General features: G+C 50.1%; 17 protein-coding genes and 1 pseudogene. 16 read left to right on the top strand and 2 right to left on the bottom strand.

Going from position 1 to position 20,598, the window contains the following annotated elements:
- The first annotated feature begins 91 nt into the window (after positions 1-91).
- Both dhaM and BLQ36_RS01360 read left to right on the top strand, forming a co-directional pair.
- Positions 92-484, top strand: coding sequence for a dihydroxyacetone kinase phosphoryl donor subunit DhaM (dhaM, locus tag BLQ36_RS01365; protein WP_318260888.1), 393 nt, complete (start codon positions 92-94; stop codon positions 482-484).
- Positions 485-562: 78 nt separating this feature from the next.
- Positions 563-1,471, top strand: a complete 909-nt coding sequence (locus BLQ36_RS01360) for a DUF2156 domain-containing protein (protein ID WP_074513620.1) — start codon at positions 563-565, stop codon at positions 1,469-1,471.
- 61 nt (positions 1,472-1,532) lie between these two features.
- On the opposite strand, the gene bioB is transcribed toward BLQ36_RS01360, so the two are convergent.
- Positions 1,533-2,540 (bottom strand): biotin synthase BioB, encoded by a 1,008-nt coding sequence (gene bioB, locus BLQ36_RS01355; protein ID WP_074513678.1) that lies wholly within the window; start codon positions 2,538-2,540, stop codon positions 1,533-1,535.
- Positions 2,541-2,740: 200 nt separating this feature from the next.
- On the opposite strand from bioB, the gene hsdR reads away from it, so the two are divergent.
- The 14 genes and pseudogenes from hsdR to add all read left to right on the top strand — a co-directional run bounded on the left by hsdR (position 2,741) and on the right by add (position 19,904).
- Complete coding sequence (gene hsdR, locus BLQ36_RS01350; RefSeq protein ID WP_074513619.1) at positions 2,741-6,016, top strand: type I restriction-modification system endonuclease; 3,276 nt, start codon at positions 2,741-2,743, stop codon at positions 6,014-6,016.
- Positions 6,013-7,425: an N-6 DNA methylase gene (locus tag BLQ36_RS01345; RefSeq protein WP_074513618.1), complete on the top strand. Its 1,413-nt coding sequence runs from the start codon at positions 6,013-6,015 to the stop codon at positions 7,423-7,425. The genes hsdR and BLQ36_RS01345 overlap by 4 nt, the downstream gene beginning before the upstream one ends.
- 132 nt (positions 7,426-7,557) lie before the next feature.
- Entirely contained in the window at positions 7,558-8,817 is a 1,260-nt protein-coding gene (locus tag BLQ36_RS01340) for an ImmA/IrrE family metallo-endopeptidase (protein ID WP_180364817.1), read from the top strand.
- Between the two features lie 13 nt (positions 8,818-8,830).
- A complete protein-coding gene (locus BLQ36_RS01335; protein WP_180364816.1) occupies positions 8,831-9,331 on the top strand; it encodes a DUF4411 family protein in 501 nt (166 codons plus the stop codon).
- 40 nt (positions 9,332-9,371) lie between these two features.
- Entirely contained in the window at positions 9,372-10,769 is a 1,398-nt protein-coding gene (locus BLQ36_RS01330; RefSeq protein ID WP_074513616.1) for a restriction endonuclease subunit S, read from the top strand.
- Between the two features lie 329 nt (positions 10,770-11,098).
- Positions 11,099-12,109 (top strand): PhoH family protein, encoded by a 1,011-nt coding sequence (locus tag BLQ36_RS01325; protein ID WP_074513615.1) that lies wholly within the window; start codon positions 11,099-11,101, stop codon positions 12,107-12,109.
- A 3-nt stretch (positions 12,110-12,112) separates the two neighbouring features.
- Positions 12,113-12,574: pseudogene (gene ybeY, locus BLQ36_RS13510) on the top strand (rRNA maturation RNase YbeY); the annotation flags it as partial.
- A gap of 48 nt (positions 12,575-12,622) precedes the next feature.
- A complete protein-coding gene (era, locus tag BLQ36_RS13505) occupies positions 12,623-13,528 on the top strand; it encodes a GTPase Era (RefSeq protein WP_074513676.1) in 906 nt (301 codons plus the stop codon).
- Positions 13,525-14,211, top strand: coding sequence for a DUF502 domain-containing protein (locus BLQ36_RS01310; RefSeq protein WP_074513614.1), 687 nt, complete (start codon positions 13,525-13,527; stop codon positions 14,209-14,211). The genes era and BLQ36_RS01310 overlap by 4 nt, the downstream gene beginning before the upstream one ends.
- On the top strand, positions 14,211-14,942 hold the full coding sequence (gene recO / locus BLQ36_RS01305) for a DNA repair protein RecO (protein WP_074513613.1): 732 nt from the start codon (positions 14,211-14,213) through the stop codon (positions 14,940-14,942). Before BLQ36_RS01310 ends, recO begins: the two co-directional genes overlap by 1 nt.
- 55 nt (positions 14,943-14,997) lie before the next feature.
- Positions 14,998-15,624 (top strand): hypothetical protein, encoded by a 627-nt coding sequence (locus tag BLQ36_RS01300; RefSeq protein ID WP_143558644.1) that lies wholly within the window; start codon positions 14,998-15,000, stop codon positions 15,622-15,624.
- 278 nt (positions 15,625-15,902) lie between these two features.
- Positions 15,903-16,781: a glycine--tRNA ligase subunit alpha gene (glyQ, locus tag BLQ36_RS01295; RefSeq protein ID WP_033170319.1), complete on the top strand. Its 879-nt coding sequence runs from the start codon at positions 15,903-15,905 to the stop codon at positions 16,779-16,781.
- A gap of 2 nt (positions 16,782-16,783) precedes the next feature.
- Entirely contained in the window at positions 16,784-18,835 is a 2,052-nt protein-coding gene (gene glyS / locus BLQ36_RS01290; RefSeq protein ID WP_074513611.1) for a glycine--tRNA ligase subunit beta, read from the top strand.
- Positions 18,836-18,905: 70 nt separating this feature from the next.
- On the top strand, positions 18,906-19,904 hold the full coding sequence (add, locus tag BLQ36_RS01285) for an adenosine deaminase (protein WP_074513610.1): 999 nt from the start codon (positions 18,906-18,908) through the stop codon (positions 19,902-19,904).
- Between the two features lie 42 nt (positions 19,905-19,946).
- Here the strand turns inward: add and BLQ36_RS01280 are convergent, their stop codons facing one another.
- Positions 19,947-20,489 carry an LptA/OstA family protein gene (locus BLQ36_RS01280; RefSeq protein WP_074513609.1) on the bottom strand — a complete coding sequence of 181 codons (543 nt, stop codon included), beginning with the start codon at positions 20,487-20,489 and terminating at the stop codon, positions 19,947-19,949.
- Positions 20,490-20,598: the final 109 nt, after the last annotated feature.

Genomic DNA, 20,598 nt, shown 5'->3' with positions numbered 1-20,598 from the left:
TGACTCGTCAATTGTCAAAATTTATGTTACAATAGTAAAAGTGTTTAATGCGGTCAGGTCCCTGACCGCATTTTGACTAAGACTGAAAGAGGTGAATGGGTTGGTTGGTATTGTAATCGTGTCCCATAGCCAGAAATTGGCGGAAGGGGTCAAGGAGCTGGCTGAGATGATGGCTAGGGATGTACAGATTGCAGCAGCTGGAGGGCTTGACGATGGCATGCTGGGGACCAGTTATGGAAAAATCATGATGGCGGTGGAAGATGTTTGTGGCCGCGATGGTGCCGTAGTTTTGATGGATATGGGCAGTGCTGTCATGACGGCGGAATTGGTTCAGGAAAACCTCAAAGATGACCAAGTGAAACTGGTGGATTGTCCGCTGGTGGAAGGGGCTGTGATGGCTGCTGTAGCAGCAGCCGGTGGAGCAGACGTCATGGAAGTCGTGCGGCAGGCGCAGGCAGGACGAGAGATGATGAAACTTCAGTGAGCGAGTTACGGTTCACGTTTGACGGGTTTGTTATAATGATAGGGTATACTGTTAACGATAGGGATTATCATCAGGAGGATGAGTATCATAGAATTCCAGGATTTAACGAAAGCCGATAAACCGTTACTGGATCGGTATTTTCAAAGTCGTTATTACGAAAATTCCCATTTTACGTTTACAAATCTTTTTATGTGGCGTGAACCGTATCAGGTGAAATGGTGCGAAGAAGATGGCGTCCTGTATATGACTTGTCAGTGGGAAGGGCAGCTGATGGCGTTGCAGCCCTATGGCCCTGAGGAGAAAATGCAGGAGGCTACCGAAAAGTTCCTGGCGTATTTTGAGCAGCAGGGAAAGCCCTTCGTCATGACCGGAGTCGAGAAGAGTTATGCCCAGGTGTTGGAAAATTTCGCTGGGGCTTCCTTTGTCATTGAAGCGGATAGGGACAACTTCGACTATGTGTACCTGGCAGAAAAGCTCATAAGTCTGTCGGGGCGCAAGCTGCATTCGAAGAAGAATCATCTCAATGCTTTTCATAAGCTTTATCCGCAGGCGGAGTACCTGCCCATCACGGAGGAAATCCTGGCCGACTGCCTGGAAGAACTTCAGCGCTGGTACGACATCCGCATTCAGGATGAGCCCGATGACCCTTTTATCGGTTGGGAAAGCCGGGCCATTCGCGAAGTGTTTGAGGACTATACTTATTTTGACCTCAAGGGAGGTGCGATTCGTCTCGATGGACGTATCATTGCGTTTACCTTTGGGGAACAGCTGAATACGGATTCGGTGGTTGTCCATGTGGAAAAGGCCGATCCGAATATCCGCGGAGCATACCCGGCTATCAACCAAGCCTATGTGGAGAATTGCTGGCAGGGGATGACTTATATCAATCGGGAAGAAGATATGGGCCATGAGGGGCTTCGTAAGGCAAAGGAATCCTATAAACCGGTCAAGATGATTGAGAAATTCAACGTAAAGCGGTTAGCGTAAATAACAGAAAAATGGTGTGGCAAAATGCTAAGGCAGTTTGTCACACCATTTTTATTGGCAGTTAATGGGCCCCGCAGGTGCCGTTGTTTATGCGGGTATCCTGCTGGTTGGTAAGGCCGAGTTCTTTCAGCATCGCCATATCTTCTTTGATGGTGGTGCCGGAGGTGGTCAGCATATTGCCTGTAATGGAGGCGGAGGCACCTGCTCGGAAGGCTGTAGCGCCATTTTGGGGCAGGAGCTTGCGGCCGGCTGCCAGGCGGATGTTGGCCGTGGGATTTACGAAGCGGAAGATGGCGATGGTGCGCAGGATATCCTCCGCTGGCAGGGCGGGACGGCTGGCAAGTCCCGTGCCGGGAATGGCCATAAGGGCGTTGATGGGAATGGATTCGATTCCGAGTTCTTGCAGGCTGATGGCCATATCGATGCGGTCTGCCCAGGTTTCCCCCATGCCGATGATGCCGCCCGAGCAGACGCAGAAGCCTTCCTCCTGGGCGATTTTTATCGTGTCAATCCGGTCTTGGTAGGTATGGGAGGTGCAGATTTGCGGGAAAAAGCGGCGGCTGGTTTCGATATTGTGATGGTAACTGGTCACTCCCGCCGCCCGAAGCCGCTTGAACTGCTGACGAGTCAGCAGCCCATGGGAGGCACAGAGGTCAATGGAGAGGGTATCGCGCATGGCTTCATAGGTGGCAATGGCCTTGTCAAAATCCGCTCCGGCCAGGGCACGGCCAGAAGTTACGATGGCAAAGCGGTTGGCGCCAGCTTCCTGGTTGGCTTTGGCATTTTTGATGATTTCCTCCTGAGGAAGAAAGGGATATTCCTCAATGCCTGTGTGATGGCAGGCGGCTTGGGCGCAGTATTTGCAGTTTTCGCCACAGCGGCCGCTGCGGCCGTTGATGATGGTGCAAAGGTCGATGTGATTGCCGCAGAAGTGATCCTGCAGCCGGCAGGCACCCTCCTGCAGCTCTGTTAGCGGTGTCGTCAGGAGATACGAAAGGTCATCCCCGCGCTTTAGGCGCAGTCCCGCGATAATTTTATCCGTAAGCAGTTTGATGTTCGTGATTTTCATAGCAGTCAGCCTCGCTTTATTATTTTTGAGGATAAAATCCATTGTTAACATTTTATATCTATAAAAGTTGACAGTCAACCTAGTAAGCTAAAACAGAGAACCAAAGGGAACGTTTAAGGGGGGGGCGGCTGGTTTCTGCTTTTGAGGTTTGCTGTCAGATATGATAAAATTATTAGATAATAAGAGGAGGGGCAGTTCGTATGGCATATTCCAATTTTGATTTCTTGTCAGAAAAATTTCCAGTGCTGGCTCATTTGGGGCGGTTGGCAGAAAAATATGTGTACAGCGATTCGAATTCCTGTCTGTTCAAGTTGGGGATGATGGGCGAGACGATGATCAAGCTCATGTTTGATTATGATGGAATCGAACTGCCTCATGAAGATAAAGCGGTAAACCGCATCAATAAATTGCGGCGGGAAGATTTGTTGGATGCAGATACGGCCATGCTTTTCCATTCCCTGCGCAAGATACGCAATCAGGCAGGACATGAGGGCTATGAATCTGTAAGGGATGCCCGCAACTATTTAGGCATTACGTACGGTCTGTCCGAATGGTTTATGCAAACTTATGGCGATTACCAATATAAGAATCGCCTGTTTGTGATGCCGCAGGAAACGCCGGCCCCTGTCAGGGAAGATAAAGGGGAGGAAGAGGCACTGGAAAAAATTCTCCTGCAGCAGGCGGCAGAAAATGCCGCCAAAGCTCCCAAAGTAAACAAGGCGGACCGTCAAAAATATGCCCGCAAGGCCAGCAATCAGCGGTACAAATCCGAAGCGGAAACCCGCGTGCTGATTGATGAACAGTTGCGGCAGGTTGGCTGGGAGGCTGACACGGAGAACTTGCGTTACAGCAAGGGCACAAGACCGCAGAAGGGCAGGTGCTTGGCCATAGCCGAATGGCCGACAGATTCGGTGAGCGGCAAAGGCGGCTTTGCTGATTATGCCTTGTTTATCGATTTGCAGCTGGTGGCCATCATCGAAGCCAAGGCTGAACATAAAGATGTAGCCGCAGTGATTGACGGCCAATGCAAGGACTATCCCAAGCACATCAAGAGTCAGCATAGTGAGTATGTCGTGGGGCAGTGGGGCGATTATCAGGTGCCCTTCACCTTTGCCACCAATGGCAAGCCTTATTTGGAGCAGCTGCGCACGAAGTCCGGCATCTGGTTCCTGGATTTGCGGCAGAAAACCAATCGTCCGCAGCCGCTGCGGGGCTGGTTCAGCCCTCTGGGACTGGCGGAGTTATTGGCCCGTGATACAGGCAAGAGCAACGAAAAATTGCAAGCTATGCCTTACGCTGTCCTGCAAGACCCGGATGGCTTAAACCTGCGTGCTTATCAGATTGCGGCGATTCAGGCAGCGGAAAAGGCGGTACTCAGCGGCCAGCAGAATATCCTGCTGGCCATGGCTACGGGCACTGGTAAAACCCGTACCGTGTTGGGGATGATTTACCGCTTCCTCAAGACCAATCGCTTTCAGCGGATTTTGTTCCTCGTTGACCGCAATTCTCTGGGAACGCAGGCCCATGATGTATTCAAGGATGTGAAACTCGAAGAGCTTATGTCCCTGAATCAGATTTACAACATCAAGGGGCTGGATGAAAAACTTATCGACCGGGAGACACGCGTGCAGGTAGCTACGGTACAGGGCATGATTCAGCGCATTGTCTTCAATGAGGAGGAACGCAAGCCCTCCGTGTCCGATTATGACCTGATTATTGTCGATGAAGCCCATCGCGGCTACACGTTGGACAAGATGATGGATGAGGAAGAACTGGTCTATCGCGACCAGCGGGATTACCAGAGTAAGTATCGGGCGGTTATCGAGTATTTCACGGCGGTGAAAATCGCTTTGACCGCAACGCCTGCCCTGCATACCACGCAGATTTTCGGCGAACCGATATTTAAGTACACCTATCGGGAAGCTGTGATAGACGGATTCCTCGTGGATTATGATGCACCACATATCATCAAGACGCGCCTGAGCGAAGAGGGGATTCATTATGGCAAGGGTGACACCGTGGCCATCTATGACCCGGCTACAGGGGAAATTACCAACAGTGAAGCACTGGAAGACGAGCTGGACTTTGATGTTGAGAGTTTTAACCGGCAGATTATCGTGCCGGACTTCAATCGCAAGGTACTGGCCGAAATTGCCAAGGATATTGACCCCACGGATGAATTCGGCGGCAAGACCCTTATCTATGCCGTCAATGATGCTCATGCGGATATGATTGTAGACATTCTGCGGGAAATCTATGCCGATATGGATATTGACCAGGATGCCATTATGAAAATCACGGGCAGTATCGAAAACGGCAATCAGAAGAAAATACAGGAAGTCATCCGGCAGACCCGCAACAACCAGTATCCCAGCATTATCGTGACCGTTGACCTGCTGACAACAGGTATTGATATCCCTGCCATTACGCGGCTGGTGTTCCTGCGGCGGGTGAAATCCCGTATTCTCTTTGAGCAGATGCTGGGGCGTGCCACGCGCCTGTGTCCTGCTATTGGCAAAGACCATTTCGAGATTTATGACCCCGTGGGCACATTCGCCAGCTTGGAGAAGGTCAACACGATGAAACCGGTGGCCGCGAATCCGGCAGCTACCATCACCAAACTGATTGACACGTTAGTGCCAGAGGCACAGTCAGAGGATAAGTCTGTACTGACGCATCAGATTGACCAGCTGTTAGCGAAAATCCAGCGCCAAGGCCGCAATCTGACCACCGAGCAGGAGCAGCAGTTCATGGCTATGACCGGGGCAAAATCCTATGCAGATTATGCCCGCGACTTGGCCGAGCAGGATGATAAAACGGCTCGGGACAGACTGATTAAAGACAGGGCCGCATTCAGTTACTTGGAAAACTATATCCGTCCGGGCAGGCCGCAGGTGGTATCGGAAGCCACAGATGAAGTGACCTATCATGTGCAGGGCTATGGTAACGCCCAACAGCGGCCCGAGGATTATCTGGACGAATTCACCAGCTACATAAAAGAACACATCAATGAAATAGCGGCAATCAATATCATCTGCACCAAACCGGCAGAACTTACGCGGAAAAGTTTGAAGGAATTATCCCTGCTGCTTGACCGGGAAGGCTATGCCCCGACACAGCTGGATTCTGCGATTACCGCCCTGAATGCGGAAGAAGCCGGTGCCGACATCATCAGCATTATCCGCCGCTATGCCATCGGTGCCCGCCTGATGAATCATCGGGAGAAGGTGGAAAAGGCCGTGAAACGCCTGCGGGCTAACCATAAGTTCACCAAAATGCAGGATACATGGATAGAGCTGATGAAAAACTATCTAATCAATGAACCTGTGCTGAACCGTGAAGCCTTGGACGAAGATTCCCGTCTGCGCAAACAGGGCGGCTCGGCACGGGCGGACAAACTTTTGCAGGGACAGCTAAATGGGATTATCGCCGAACTTAATGAATATATGTATGACGACGGGGGAAGAAGCGCGTGACAACTCAGGAGATTGTAGGCAAATTATGGAAATTATGTGATGTACTGCGGGATGATGGCATTACCTACCATCAATATGTAACGGAACTGACCTATATCCTATTCCTTAAAATGGCTAAGGAAACGAGGGCGGAGGACAGCATTCCCGCAGGCTATCGCTGGGATGATTTGGCGGCATTAGATGGCATTGAACTCAAAAAGTTTTATCGGGAGCTACTGGAATATCTGGGTACGGAATGTCAAGGGCGCATCCGCGAAATCTATAACGGAGCCAGCACCAGTATTGACGAACCGGCCAACCTCAAAAAGCTCATTACCAGCATTGATGAGTTGGACTGGTACAGTGCCAGAGAAGAAGGGTTGGGCAATCTCTATGAAGGTCTGCTGGAGAAAAACGCCAACGAGAAAAAATCCGGTGCTGGCCAGTATTTCACGCCGCGTCCGCTGATCGATGTGATGACGAAACTCGTGAAACCACAGGCGGGCGAGAAGTGCAATGACCCTGCGTGTGGCACCTTCGGCTTTATGATTGCCGCTTTCCAGTACGTTTACAGCCATACCAATGGTTTCATGGATTTGGACGGCGACCAGGCGCAGTTTGAATATGAAAAAGCGTTCACGGGCTGCGAACTCGTACACGATACGCACCGTCTGGCGTTGATGAATGCCATGCTCCATGAAATCGAAGGCAGAATCATGTTGGGCGATACGCTCTCACCTTTGGGGAAAAATCTGGATGGCTATGATGTGGTGCTTACCAACCCGCCTTTTGGGACGAAAAAAGGCGGCGAACGTGCGACCCGCGATGACCTCGATGTCCTCACGAGCAACAAACAGCTCAACTTCCTTCAGCACATCTATAAGAGCCTCAAAAAAGACGGCAAAGCGCGGGCGGCGGTAGTCCTGCCGGATAACGTGCTCTTTGCCGATGGCGATGGCGCAAAAATCCGCGCCAACCTCATGGATAAATGCAACCTGCATACCATCCTGCGCCTGCCCACGGGTATTTTCTATGCGCAGGGGGTTAAGACCAATGTGCTGTTCTTTACCAGAGGAACGAGCGACAAGGACAATACCAAGGAAGTGTGGTTCTACGACCTGCGCACCAATATGCCGTCCTTCGGCAAGACCAATCCCTTGAAGCAGGAGCACTTCGCGGACTTTATGAAGGCCTACGAAGCCGAGGATAGAACAAAAGTGGAGGACGAACGCTGGAGCGTGGTGAGCCGTGCAGAAATTGCGGCAAAGGGAGACAGCCTTGACCTGGGGCTTATCAAGGATGACAGCATTGTGGACTACGAGGACCTGCCCGACCCGCTAACCGCTGCGGAAAATGCCGCAGACACCTTGGAAGAAGCCGTGGATATGCTGCGGGCGGTGGCCAAGGAGCTGAAAGGGCTGGAGGCGTAAGGGAAAAACGTTGATTTTATTTCCAAAACTGATATAATGAGGTAAACAGGGAGTATTGTCTTTGAAATGGTGTCATAAATGGGCGCCTCGTTCGGCAACAGGAAAGAAGTTGTAGTCCAGTCGGGGGACTTAATGATACCCGAACCGGAATATTATAATGAAGGGGCTTCTCAATGTGCTCTTATAAACATTGGCAAAAAGGAGGAGGCGAGGAGCTTCCTCCTTATTTTGAGTTCTGTGCTAAGAGGAAAAGACAGGGGTGAGAGTATGACTGTGGCTAGGGTGAATATCAATCCTGATGTTTTGCTTTGGGCAATAGAATATAGCCAGCGTGGGATGGAGGCATTCAAGGCCAAGTTTTCTCATGTGGAAGATTGGTTGAAAGGAAACAGCCAGCCAACTGTAAAACAGTTAGAGGATGTGGCAAAGTTTGCCTATATCCCCTTTGGTTACTTGATGCTTTCTGCCCCTCCCCATATCGATGTTAAAAAAATTGCTGATTTCCGCACATTAAATAATCATGGATTTGCTGCTACGGGGGAATATAGTGCGGCATTGCGTGATACGATTAACATCATACGCAAACGGCAGGAGTGGTTGCGTGACTATAAGAAGGACAATGCTTATGCCCCCGTAGATTTTATCGGTAGTATAAATCGAAATATGCCTGATGATGAAATCGTTGAACACATAACCAAGACTTTGAAAATCCCTGTTGATTGGCGTAGTAATTTTCATAACAAAGAAAGTACACTGCGTTTTTTTGTGGATATGGTGGAAAATAGTGGTATAGCTGTCTTTATAAATGGTGTGGTAGGGAATAATACCAAACGGAAATTAAATGTTGATGAATTTCGTGGCTTTGCTTTGGTAGATAAAATAGCACCAGTAATATTTATAAATGGTGCTGATGCTGCTGCCGCTAGAATCTTTACGCTTTTTCATGAGGTGGTACATATTTTCCTGGGGCAAGATGGATTGGATGACCGTTCTGAACCGTTTTGTAATCGGATTGCGGCAAGAATATTGGTTCCGAAAGCGCTTTTTAACAAGGTGTGGGAAGATAACCCTCATGATTATGATGAGCTGGAAAAATATTTTAAGGTCAGTCAGCTGGTTTTGTACAGGGCGGCGCTGACTTATGGAAAAATAAACGATGAAGAATACGCTGGTTTGATTAGTCAGTATCAGGCTAAGCACAGCAAGCTGCCGAAAAGCAGTGGCGGCGGCGATTTTTATAAGATTATTCCCTATCGTGCAGGACGAGGGTTTTGCCGTTATGTGAATGAAGCACTTAACAATGGAGGGTTATCTTATACAGAGGCATATCAGCTCGTTGGGGTCAAAGGGGATACCTTTGCTAGTGTTATGAGTATGGCAAAGGAGGGCTAACAGGATGTATATAATGGATACGAACACGTTTATTACAGCAAAAAATACATTTTATGCTTATGATATAGTCCCTTCCTTTTGGTTAACATTATTAGGGATGTTTAAGACTGGTAAGGTGAAAGTTATAGATGCTGTTGCTGATGAAATAGCTGATGGCAAGGATGATTTAACAGAATGGTTTGGTGAAAACATAAAGAAATCTGCGGATGATGCAGGCAGAGCGTATGTTATCCAAGCTAAACAGGATGGAACAGTCCTTCAATACTATCAAAATATAGCTAACCTGATCATGAAAAATGCGCAATATAACGATGCGGCAAAGGAATGGTTTCTATCAAGAGCTGACCTTTGGCTTATTGCAACTGGGAAGGCTTTGAATGCGACGGTAGTAACACAAGAGAAAATGCCGGGGAAAGGGACAACGAAGGTGAAAATTCCAGATATATGCCAACAGGTTGGTGTAAAATATGTTAATTTGTACGACATGATGAGAACTGTAGGAATAAAAATATAAATTAGTTATATGCAAAACAACTAGGAAAGGCACACAGTAGATGGCAAAGAAGCAACTGACAATAGAAGAAAAATTGCAAGCGGCACTGGTGCCAGTCGAGGAACAGCCATATAAGGTGCCGGAGAATTGGTGCTGGGTGAGACTGGGAACTGTAGCCTCACTGTATAGGGGTGTTTCATATAAGAAAGCGGACGCACATTCGATAAAAAAAGAGAATGATTGTCTTATTATGCGTGGAGGAAATATAGGTGAAGGATATATTGATATTGATGTTGATGCAGATAATGTCTATGTATCTTCAGAATTGGTAAATGAAGAACAGCTTATAAAAGAAAATGATATTGTTATTGTAGCATCGACAGGAAGTAAAAAAGTTATTGGTAGAGCTGGGATTTCATTTGCAAATTACTCTAATGTGGCTTTTGGTGCATTTCTTATGCTGGTTAGACCAAATGGAAAAACGAATGCTTGTTTTATAGATTATTATTTTCAAAGTGAATTATACCGAAATAAAATTCGTAATTTGGCTGTTGGTGTAAATATAAATAATATCAGAGCTAATTATATAACGGAGTTACCTATTCCATTTCCGACATTGAACGAGCAAAATCGAATAGTAAGATGTATTGAATCCCTTTTCGCCAAGCTGGACGAAGCCAAGAAAAAAATACAGGAAGTTCTCGATGGAGCCGACCTGCGCCGTGCCGCTATTCTTCATCAGGCTTTCACAGGCAAGTTGACGGAGAAGTGGAGAAGGGAAAATAGTGTGAGTGATGCCGGCTGGCAAGATGTATATATTGAAGATATTGCGCAAGTTAAGGGGGGGAAACGTGTTCCTAAAGGAATGAGTTTAACTGTTGAAAATACTGGACATCCATATATAAAGGCAGGTAATTTGAAACAGGGAACGGTAATATCTGATAATATAATGTTTGTTCCCGATGATGTTTTACCATATATAAAAAAATATACAGTCAATGTTGGAGATGTGTACATAACGAATGTTGGAGCGTGTATCGGTGATTGCGGAGTAATACCTGCTGAATTTGATGGTGCTAATCTTACAGAAAATGCAGTGAAACTTACGGATTTGGAATGTGATAGTAATTATTTGGCGAAATATATAGCATCTGAGTTTGTTCAAGTTGAAATAAAAACAAGGATTGCATCAGCTACATTGGGGAAACTTTCTATAGCAAATATAAAAAAAATCAAAGTAAAATTACCGACATTTTCAGAGCAACAAGAAATTGTCCGTCTGCTGGATAACCTGCTCTCCCGCGAACAATCCACGGTCACTGCTTGCGAAAAAGCCCTAGCCACCATCGGTGTCCTCAAAAAATCCATCCTCGCCCGTGCCTTCCGTGGCGAACTGGGCACTAATGACCCCAGCGAAGCCGGCGCCCAAGAACTTCTGCAAGAAATACTAGCAAGCTAGAGTGCAGAATTTGACAAGTCAAACTTGACCGGTCAAAGATTGACTTGTCAAATGCAGACTGGCGGCATGTTACGCAAAGAAAGCAGTGGAAAACTTGCAGACATAGTGAGCGATTATGCCTGCCATGACAGATAAGAAGAAATCAGCTAGTGTAATGGTATAGGCCGTGAGGGCGTGGTCACTCTCGCGGCTTTTCACGTGTCTGCATCTTCTGTCGGAGGTGCAGGCTTTTTTCTTTGGGTAGTATTTTGGTTGCGGGCTGGATATGTGGTACAATGGGACTGTATTTATTGTTTATTCGATAAGAGAGAAGCAGGTGAACAGATTCTTTGCAGCAGGCATTAGAAAAGCAGATTGTTTTCCAAGACCATAAAGAAGCGTATTCCCTTTTGGGTGAGCGCGATGAGTTCCTGCAGGCAATGCGGGATAATTTTGATTGCCAGTTTATAAGCCGTGGCGACCGCATCGAGATACTCGGTGAGGCCTGCATGGTGGAACCGGCAGCTAAGGTGCTCACGGAGTTGCAGTATCTCTACCGTCAGGGAACGACGATTACGATGCATGAAGTGCGTTATGGCATCGGTCTTGTGAAGGGCGGCAAGGGGGAAGCCCTCCACACCTTGTTTGGTGATACGATTCTCGTGACGTCCCGGGGCCGTCATGTCCGCCCCAAGACCCTCGGCCAGCGGCTTTATCTCGATACGATTCGCCGTAATTCCATAACCTTTGGCATCGGGCCGGCTGGTACAGGTAAAACCTATTTGGCGGTTGTCATGGCAGTGGCTGCGCTACGCAATAAGGAAGTAAACAAGATTATCCTGACCCGTCCGGCAGTGGAAGCTGGCGAGCGCTTGGGCTTTTTGCCCGGCGATTTGCAGGATAAAGTAGACCCTTATTTGCGACCGCTTTACGATGCCCTGCAGGATATCTTAGGTCAGGACACCTATCAGAAGTTTATGGCCAAGGGCATCATCGAGATTGCGCCGCTGGCTTATATGCGCGGCCGTACGCTCGAGGATGCGTTTATCATTCTCGACGAGGCCCAGAACACGACGGATAAGCAGATGAAGATGTTTTTGACGCGTTTGGGTTTCGGTTCCCGAATGGTAGTTACCGGTGACCTGGGGCAGGTTGATTTGCCTCGGGGGGTGACCTCGGGACTTCGGGAAGCATCGGAAGTATTGAAGGGCGTAAAGGGCGTCGGCATTGTTCGAATGGCGCCCATGGATGTCATTCGTCATGAGGTGGTTACCCGCATTGTGGAAGCCTATGGCGATTGGGAAGCCAAGAAGAAAAAGGCCAAGGCCAAGGCTGAGGCAGAGAGACAGGGAAAGGCATAAGGAATGGAAGTAATCATTAGCAATTATCCGGAGGAGCTTACGTTTCCCCAGGAGTATATCGATAACGTCAAGGCTGCTGCCGAAATGGTGGGCAAGCTGTACGATGTGGAAAATGGTGAGGTTAGTGTCACCTTGACCAATAATGAGTATATTCACACGCTCAATAAACAGTATCGGGGCATCGACCGGCCGACAGATGTATTGTCCTTTGCCCTCAACGAGAGCGAAGAGCCGGAAATCGAAGGTGAACCCGAAGTGGATGTGCTGGGGGATTTGATTATCTCGGTGGAACGGGCGGAAGAACAGGCGGCTGATTTTGGGCACAGTGTCCGCCGGGAGATGGCTTTCCTGACGGTCCATGGCATGCTGCATCTGTTGGGCTATGACCACATGGAAGAGGCCGATCGGCTGGAGATGGAGGAAGAACAGCGCTATGTGATGGAGCAGCTGGGCATCTCCCGGGACGATGATGGGGCGAAGAAGGCACCAAAGGCGGACCCCCAGCAGCCAGCTATGGCGAAGCAGGGAAAACATAAATCTGGTTTCATTGCGGTAATTGGCCGGCCGAATGTGGGAAAATCCACGCTGGTCAATACCCTTATTGGCCAGAAAATCGCTATCATGAGCGATAAGCCCCAGACTACCCGCAATCGCATTATGTGTGTGCTGACGGAGCCGGATGCCCAGATTGTGTTCCTGGATACGCCGGGCATCCATAAACCGAAGCATAAGCTCGGCGAGTATATGGTAAAGGCTGCTGAGGGTACTTTAAAGGAAGTCGATGCTATTCTCTTTGTAGTGGATGCCACCCAGAAACTGGGGCCGGGAGAGATGTATATCTTGGAGCGCCTGCAGGCGACGAAGCGCCCGGTTATTCTCGTGGTCAATAAGATTGATTTGATTGACCGCGAGCAGGCTTTGCCGATTATTGCTCATTACACCAGCAAGTATTCCTTTGCTGGTGTTGTGCCAATCTCGGCGATGGAAAAGATGAATCTCGACGGCTTGCTTGATGAGGTAAAGGGGTATCTGCCGGAAGGTCCCCAATATTATCCGGAGGATATGATTACGGATCAGCCGGAGCGCCTGATTGTGGCGGAATTGATTCGTGAGAAGGCTTTGCATCTCACGCGAGATGAGATTCCCCATGCTATTGCGGTGGATGTGGACGAGATGACTACGCGTCCGAATGAGGATGTCTATATCCGAGCAACGATTTATGTCGAGCGTGATTCGCAAAAGGGAATCATCATCGGGGCGAAGGGCTCTATGCTTCGTGAAATCGGAGCGTTGGCTCGGACGGATATCCAGAATCTCTTGGGATCGCGGGTGTTCTTGGATCTTTGGGTCAAGGTGCGCAAAGATTGGCGTGACCGGGATGGGATTTTGCGTAATTTTGGATTTGGTGACGAGCGATGAGTGAAAACGAAGGAAAGAAAAATAGCAGCAGTATTTCCGGCCGGATTTCCCGGCGCTTTATCAATGGCCTCATTCTGTTGGTTCCGGTGGCCATTACCTTTTTTGTCATTGAGGAGACGCTTCATTTTACGGAAGGGGTACTCGGAAAACATCTGCCGTTTTATTTCCCTGGCATGGGGATTATCACGCTGCTGGCCTTCATCTATCTGACCGGTTGGGCGTCGTCCTATTGGGCTACCCGCCGGCTTATCCATCTGGGTGAGAAGCTGCTCGGAAAGATTCCCGTCGTTAAATTTATCTACAACAGTGTCAAGCATCTTTCCACGGCAGTGTTTGAGTCAAATAACATGTTTGACCATGTGGTGCTGGTGCCTTATCATCAGTCGAAGGCGTTGGGGTTCATCATGGCCGATGTGCCGCCAATGCTCAAGGAGCAGTTAGGGGACGATTACGTCTGTGTCTTTGTGCCCTGGAGCCTCAATATGACGTCGGGGACGAATCTCTTTGTGCTCAAGAAGGATGTTATTTATCTGGATATCAGCAGTGAGTCGGCACTGCAGTACATGCTGACGGCGGGGGCGGTTATGCCGAAGCGGTTGAGCAATAAGAGCCCGCAGGAAAATCCGGTCGGGAATATTTCGCCGGAAGCTGCGCAGGAACTTGCGAAGAAGGAAGTAAAATAATGGCCCTTTATCAGACGGAAGCGGTAGTCCTGGGGGCGAAGAACTGGGGCGAGGCGGACAAGATGATGACCTTTTTCACCCGGGAACGAGGTTTGGTACGGGCAGCCGCCTTTGGCTGCCGCCGGCCGCGCAGTGCCCTGGCGGGAGGCATGCAGATGTTTTCGCACCTTGACTTGCAGCTGGCTGAGGGCCAACGGGTCGATACGGTGAAGCAATGTACCTTCAAACAGCATTACCGGAAACTCAGCGAAGATTTGACGGTAATGTCCTATGGAAGTTTTGTGGCGGAGTTTTTGCGGGAATTTCTGCCCGAGGGGCAGCCGGAAGCGCAGATGTTTGAACAGTTGCTGCTTATCTTGGGGGCGTTTGAAATACGCAATCCGCGCGTGACGGCAGCTGCTGCTGTTTACCAGCTGCTGGAATTCACTGGTATGCAGCTCCATTATGAACACTGTGTCCATTGTGGCAGAGCCATAACGGGGGATGCGTTTTTTTCGCAGTCAGCGGGAGGCATTCTCTGCGAAGAGTGCCGGGAGGCAGGCACGGTTCCCTTTCCCGATGATTTGCGGCGCTTTATCTTGAGTTTGCGGGATTTTAACTGGCAGGAAGGAGAATCCCTTACGATAAGTTCTCGGCTGCTGGTTCAGGCGGAGCAAATCCTGCTCAATTATTTGCAGTCCCTGTTGGGGCGTCCCTTAAAGTCCCTGGCTTTTATCCAGGCGTTAGGTTAATTGCGGTTATAACAAAGGCCTTCTCCAGTTGGGAAGGCTTTTCCTTTGAGGTGTTATGATGAAGAAAAAAATGATTCCCTTGCTGGCCGTTTTGTTTTTGAGTCTTTTGCTGTCGGTGGGATGCTTTGGCGATAAACCGCTGCAAGCCACTAGTGCCAAGGGAGAGGTATATACCATGGAGCTGGAACTTCCCGTTTCCCTAGGGAGCCAGTCAAAGGAAATTCCCTTAAATCCCCAGTTCAAGGAATTTTTGCGCAAGGGGCAGAGCTATATGGAATGCCCCACTGGCGAAGATATCCATATGGTGGAGGTAGTGGTCAATACCATGAACACCGAGGCCATCGAAAAGAAATATGGGGCCCTGGCGGGGGAGAAGGCACAGAAATTCTATGGCGATATGGGGAAGGCTTTGACCGATTCTTACGTTCAGTCCATGAGCAAAGCGGCCAAGATGACAAATGTGGCGACAAGTTCTGCCGAAAGGACTATCGATGGCCGCCAGGCAATGGTCACGACGGTGAACTGCAAAATGCGTGGCGAAGATGAGGTCATGAAGGTCATCTATCTATACGACAACGAGGAATCCTGGCTGGTGGCCATTGCTTACCCTAAGGAAAAAGAGGATGGCATCGGCAAGCAGCTGGAGGAGAAAATTATCCCGGGCATAAAACTGGTTCGTTGAGTTGACATTTGTCCGCGTTTTTGTTAAACTCGTAGTCAGCAATGATAAAGAGGAGTAGTCTCATCTTTAGCGAGGCGGCGATGGTGTAAGGCCGTCAACGAGACGAAAGGCACTTTGGAGCAGAACCCAATACTTTGAGGTGGGTTTTCTATAGGAAAACCAATCAGGGTGGAACCGCGGGATATTGAAATTCAAGTCTCGTCCCTGTAACGATAACGTTACGGGGGCGGGACTTTTTGCGTTTCCGTAGCAGATTTATTAGAAGAGGAGTTGTTCCCATGAAATTTCAGGAAATCATCCTGGCCCTGCAGAAATTCTGGTCGGAACAGGGCTGCATCCTGGCCGAGCCCTATGATGTCGAGAAGGGCGCCGGCACGATGAATCCGTCCACGTTCCTGCGCGTACTTGGGCCGGAGCCGTGGCATGTTGCCTATGTCGAGCCGTCGCGCCGTCCGGCAGATGGCCGCTATGGCGATAACCCGAACCGCCTGTATCAGCACCATCAGTTCCAGGTCATCATGAAACCGTCGCCGGATAACATCCAGGAGCTCTATCTGGAGAGCTTGGAGCGTCTCGGCATTGACCCGAAGAAACACGATATCCGTTTCGTTGAGGATAACTGGGAATCCCCGACGTTAGGTGCTTGGGGACTGGGCTGGGAGGTCTGGCTCGACGGCATGGAGATCACGCAGTTCACGTATTTCCAGCAGGTCGGCAGCCAGGACATCAAGCCGGTAGCTTCGGAGATCACGTATGGCCTGGAGCGTCTGGCCATGTATATCCAGGGCGTCGAGAACGTTTACGACATCCAGTGGACGGATGACTACACCTATGGCGATGTCTTCCATCAGAATGAGTATGAGCAGTCGGCTTATGCCTTTGACCTTTCCGATGAGAAGCTCTTGTTCGAGCTCTTTGATAAATATGAGGCTGAGGCTGTCCGCGTCATCGCCGAGGGCTATGTCCATCCGGCTTATGACTACGTGCTCAAGTGCTCGCATACGTTTAACCTGCTCGATGCGCGCGGTGCTATCTCCGTATCACAGCGCACGGCCTTCATTGGCCGCGTCCGCAAGCTGGCCCGTCTTTGCGCTGAGTGCTATCTGAAACAGCGCGAGGAGCTTGGCTATCCGATGTTGCATAGAGGGGAGAAGTAAGCATGAGCAAGGATTTATTACTCGAAATCGGCACGGAAGAAGTTCCGGCCCACGTCATGCCGGGCATCCTTGCCCAGCTGAAAGAGAATGCCGAAAAAGCATTCCAAGAGAACCGCATTGCCTTTGGCAGCGTTCGTACGATTGGTACGCCGCGTCGTACGGCACTTCTGGTAAAAGATTTGGCAGATAAGCAGGAAGATATTTCCAGTGAGAACCGCGGCCCATCGGTCCAGATTGCCTTTGATGCTGATGGCAATCCGTCCAAGGCAGCACAGGGCTTTGCCCGCGGCCAGGGCGTTGACCCGAAAGACCTGGTCGAAAAAGACGGCTATGTCTATGCGATGGTTCATGAGGAAGGCAAAGCTACGGCTGAGCTGCTGCAGGATCTCTTGAAAGATCTCATCTGCGGCCTGTCCTTCCCGAACAACATGCGCTGGGCGGACCTTGATTTCAAGTTCATCCGTCCGCTGCGCTGGATCGTGGCTCTGCTGGATGATGAAGTCATTCCCTTCGAGGTGGCTGAGGTCAAATCGGGCCGCACGTCTCGTGGTCACCGCTTCCTGTCCCAGGGAGATTTTGAGATTGCGGATGCTGACAGCTACGAAAAGGCCTGCGAGGAGAACTTCATCCTCGTCGACCAGGACAAGCGCAAGGCGCTGATCCGCCAGCAGATCGAAGAAGTTGCCAAGGCTAACGGCGGCACGGCGGAAATCACGGAAGACCTCTTGGAAGAGGTTCTGTATCTCGTTGAGTATCCGACGGCGCTCTGCGGCAAGTTCGAGGACAAGTATCTCAAACTGCCGGCTGAGGCAGTGATCACGCCGATGCGCGATCATCAGCGCTACTTCCCGGTCAAGGCCGCTGACGGCAGCCTGCTGCCGCTCTTCATCACGGTCCGCAATGGCGGCAAGGAGCATCTTGAGACCGTCCAGCACGGCAACGAGCGCGTGTTGCGCGCCCGCCTCGAAGATGCACAGTTCTTCTTCGATGAAGACCGCAAGAAGAGCCTCGAGGAGCACCGCGAGAAGCTCAAGACGGTCGTGTTCCAGCAGGGCCTTGGCACGATGTACGAGAAGTCCGAGCGCCTCATGGAGCTGGCTGAGTTCATCGCCGATGAGCTCGGTGCTGATGAGAAAGCCCATAAACATGCCAAACGGGCAGCTGAACTCTGCAAGGCTGATCTGGTGACGGGCATGGTCCAGGAGTTCACGGAGCTCCAGGGCATCATGGGCCGCGAGTATGCCAAGCTCGATGGCGAGTGCGAGAAGGTTGCCATCGCTATCGATGAGCACTACATGCCGCGCTTCGCTGGGGACAACCAGCCCCAGAGCGAGGCTGGCCGCATCGTTTCGCTGGCTGACAAGATCGACACGATTGTGGGTACTTTCAGCCGTGGCAAGATCCCGACGGGCTCCCAGGACCCGTTTGCCCTGCGCCGTCAGGCTCTTGGCCTTGTGCATATGATGATCGAGGCGAAATACACGCTGAGCCTTTCCAAGGTCGTAGCTAAGGCTATGGATCTCTATGATATCAAGGACGAGACTGTTCGTACGAAGATGCAGCAGGATGTGGCTGACTTCATGCGCCTGCGTCTCAAGAACGTTCTGGAAGACGTTCGCTATGATGTTGTTGATGCTGTACTCGAGAATGTCGATGACCTCTATGCGGTCAGCCTGCGTGCTGAGGCAGTAGCCAAATTTGTTGCCAGCAATGCAGCTGTAGCCAATATCCAGGCGTTTGTCCGCGCTGCTAATCTGGCGAAAAAATCTGAGTCGGCAGCAATTGATGAGGCTCTCTTTACCACGGACGAAGAGAAGAACCTCTATCAGGTATACACCGCTACGGCAAGTTCTCTTGACAGCCTTGTAGCTGGCCGTGATTATACAGGTGCTATTGATGCCCTGACGGAGCTTTCGGCTCCGATTGATGCTTTCTTTGAAGGTGTCATGGTCATGGACAAGGACGAGAAAGTCAAGAACAATCGCCTTGGCTTGTTGAAATCCATCGATGCGCTGGTAAAACGCGTAGCGGATTTCTCGAAGGTGGTACTGTAATTTCTTTTGGGATTATTCAAAACTCCCCCGTGTTTTCGGGGGAGTTTTTCTATAAAAAGGGAGGACTATTATGAACGGGAAATTTGTTTCAAAATACATCGATCTCCATGCACATCTGGATGGTTCGATTACAGTGGAAATCCTCAAGAAATTGGCGGAAATCCAGCAGCTGGAGCTGCCGGTGGCAACGGATGCCGAACTGGAAAAACTCATTACGGTGTCGGAGAATTGTCAGAGCCTCAATGAATTTTTGCAGTGCTTTGAACTGCCGGGAAAATACATGCAGACGGAAATAGGAATCCGCGAGGCGGTAAAATTGGTCCTGGCCAATATGGCAGCAGGCGGTGTTGTCTATGCGGAGATCCGCTTTGCCCCCCAGTTGCATACGTTCAGGGGACTGACTCAGGAAGAAGTCATACAAGCGGCGCTGGCTGGTCTTAAAGAAGCATCGATTCCGGCCAATTTGATTCTCTGCTGCATGCGCGGGGATGACAACGCCGCGCAGAATAAGGAGACAGTGGAACTGGCCAAGAAATATTTGGTAGCGGATGGCGGTGTCGTGGCTGTCGATTTGGCGGGAGCTGAGGCGCTGTTCCCCAATGAGGGGTTCCGGGAACTTTTGCAGGCTGCTCATGAGGCGGGGATTCCGCTTACGATTCATAGCGGCGAAGCTGGTGGCCCGGAAAATGTGGAGAGTGCCATCGAAATGGGGGCTCTTCGCGTAGGACACGGCGTGCGAATTGCCGGTAACGACCGCATTATGCAGCTGGTCAAGGAAAAGGGAATTACGCTGGAGATGGCTCCTACCAGCAATCGTCAAACGAAAACTGTGGTGGATATGAAGGCAGAATATCCGCTGAAACAATTTCTCCAGTACGGGTTAAAGGTCACCATCAACACCGATGATATGGCTGTAGAGGGGACAACCCTGGCCGACGAATTCCGTTATATCGAGCGGGAATTTGGCATAACGCCGGAAGAAGAGAAGCGTATGCTGGGGAATGCGGTAGCAGCAGCCTTTACGTCCGAAGCACGCAAAGAAGAATTGAGAAAAGTGCTAGCCTTATAAAGGAAAAGCAGGTCGTTCCCAGGAGGAAGACCTGCTTTTGTGTTATCGTATTTTTTCAGTATCCAAATCGTATTCCATATGGCCGGCGGTGCGTTGTTCTCCTTTTTGGATGCAGAGGACATGGCCGTCGAAGGACGCGATTCGCGTGCACCAGTTGTAGACCATGTTATCGGAGTGGATGGCAAGGCCGGGGCGTTCGAGACTGCAGTTTGGCCCGAAGAACCAGGACACATTGGCCTGCAGGTCTGCGTAAACGGCACCGCCGGTGAAGTGAAGGTCTCCTTCCATGAGCTGAGTGTTGTTTTCGGTCCAAAGCTGCAGGGTTTTGGTGCTGATTTTCGCTGCATCGGTGCGAAAGGTTCGGCTGCCAAATTGGATGGTGACGTTTCCCCGCAGGGTGTAGCGGGCGGTGTCGGGATTATAGCTGCTGTGGTCGGCCGTTACAATCGCTTTGTCGTGTCCCTGGATGATGCTGTCGGTGATGCTTAGGGGGATAACCTGCCGGGCATCGGCTGCTTGAGGCAGCGTTGCTAGGCTAAGGCCGACAATCCCAGAGGCAAGGAACAGTCTGGCATATTTTCTCATGGTGAAACCTCCTTATCGTTGGGGCTTTCTGTTTCTTTTATTTTACCGTAAAGAAAAAACTTTTGCAAAAAATGGCAAAAAAGCAAGACTTTTTTGGTCAAATAGTGTA

Source organism: Selenomonas sp. WCT3, assembly GCA_900100835.1.
GTDB lineage: Bacteria > Bacillota > Negativicutes > Selenomonadales > Selenomonadaceae > Selenomonas_A > Selenomonas_A ruminantium_E.
This window is presented reverse-complemented; position numbering and strand designations above follow the sequence as displayed.

Excerpts from the sequence above, each read along its gene's own strand:
- BLQ36_RS01360 (WP_074513620.1), top strand. The coding sequence starts at position 563 with ATGAGTATCATAGAATTCCAGGATTTAACGAAAGCCGATAAACCGTTA.
- bioB (WP_074513678.1), bottom strand. The coding sequence starts at position 2,540 with ATGAAAATCACGAACATCAAACTGCTTACGGATAAAATTATCGCGGGA.
- hsdR (WP_074513619.1), top strand. The coding sequence starts at position 2,741 with ATGGCATATTCCAATTTTGATTTCTTGTCAGAAAAATTTCCAGTGCTG.
- BLQ36_RS01340 (WP_180364817.1), top strand. The coding sequence starts at position 7,558 with ATGATACCCGAACCGGAATATTATAATGAAGGGGCTTCTCAATGTGCT.
- BLQ36_RS01335 (WP_180364816.1), top strand. The coding sequence starts at position 8,831 with ATGGATACGAACACGTTTATTACAGCAAAAAATACATTTTATGCTTAT.
- BLQ36_RS01330 (WP_074513616.1), top strand. The coding sequence starts at position 9,372 with ATGGCAAAGAAGCAACTGACAATAGAAGAAAAATTGCAAGCGGCACTG.
- era (WP_074513676.1), top strand. The coding sequence starts at position 12,623 with ATGGCGAAGCAGGGAAAACATAAATCTGGTTTCATTGCGGTAATTGGC.
- BLQ36_RS01310 (WP_074513614.1), top strand. The coding sequence starts at position 13,525 with ATGAGTGAAAACGAAGGAAAGAAAAATAGCAGCAGTATTTCCGGCCGG.
- recO (WP_074513613.1), top strand. The coding sequence starts at position 14,211 with ATGGCCCTTTATCAGACGGAAGCGGTAGTCCTGGGGGCGAAGAACTGG.
- BLQ36_RS01300 (WP_143558644.1), top strand. The coding sequence starts at position 14,998 with ATGATGAAGAAAAAAATGATTCCCTTGCTGGCCGTTTTGTTTTTGAGT.
- glyQ (WP_033170319.1), top strand. The coding sequence starts at position 15,903 with ATGAAATTTCAGGAAATCATCCTGGCCCTGCAGAAATTCTGGTCGGAA.
- glyS (WP_074513611.1), top strand. The coding sequence starts at position 16,784 with ATGAGCAAGGATTTATTACTCGAAATCGGCACGGAAGAAGTTCCGGCC.
- add (WP_074513610.1), top strand. The coding sequence starts at position 18,906 with ATGAACGGGAAATTTGTTTCAAAATACATCGATCTCCATGCACATCTG.
- BLQ36_RS01280 (WP_074513609.1), bottom strand. The coding sequence starts at position 20,489 with ATGAGAAAATATGCCAGACTGTTCCTTGCCTCTGGGATTGTCGGCCTT.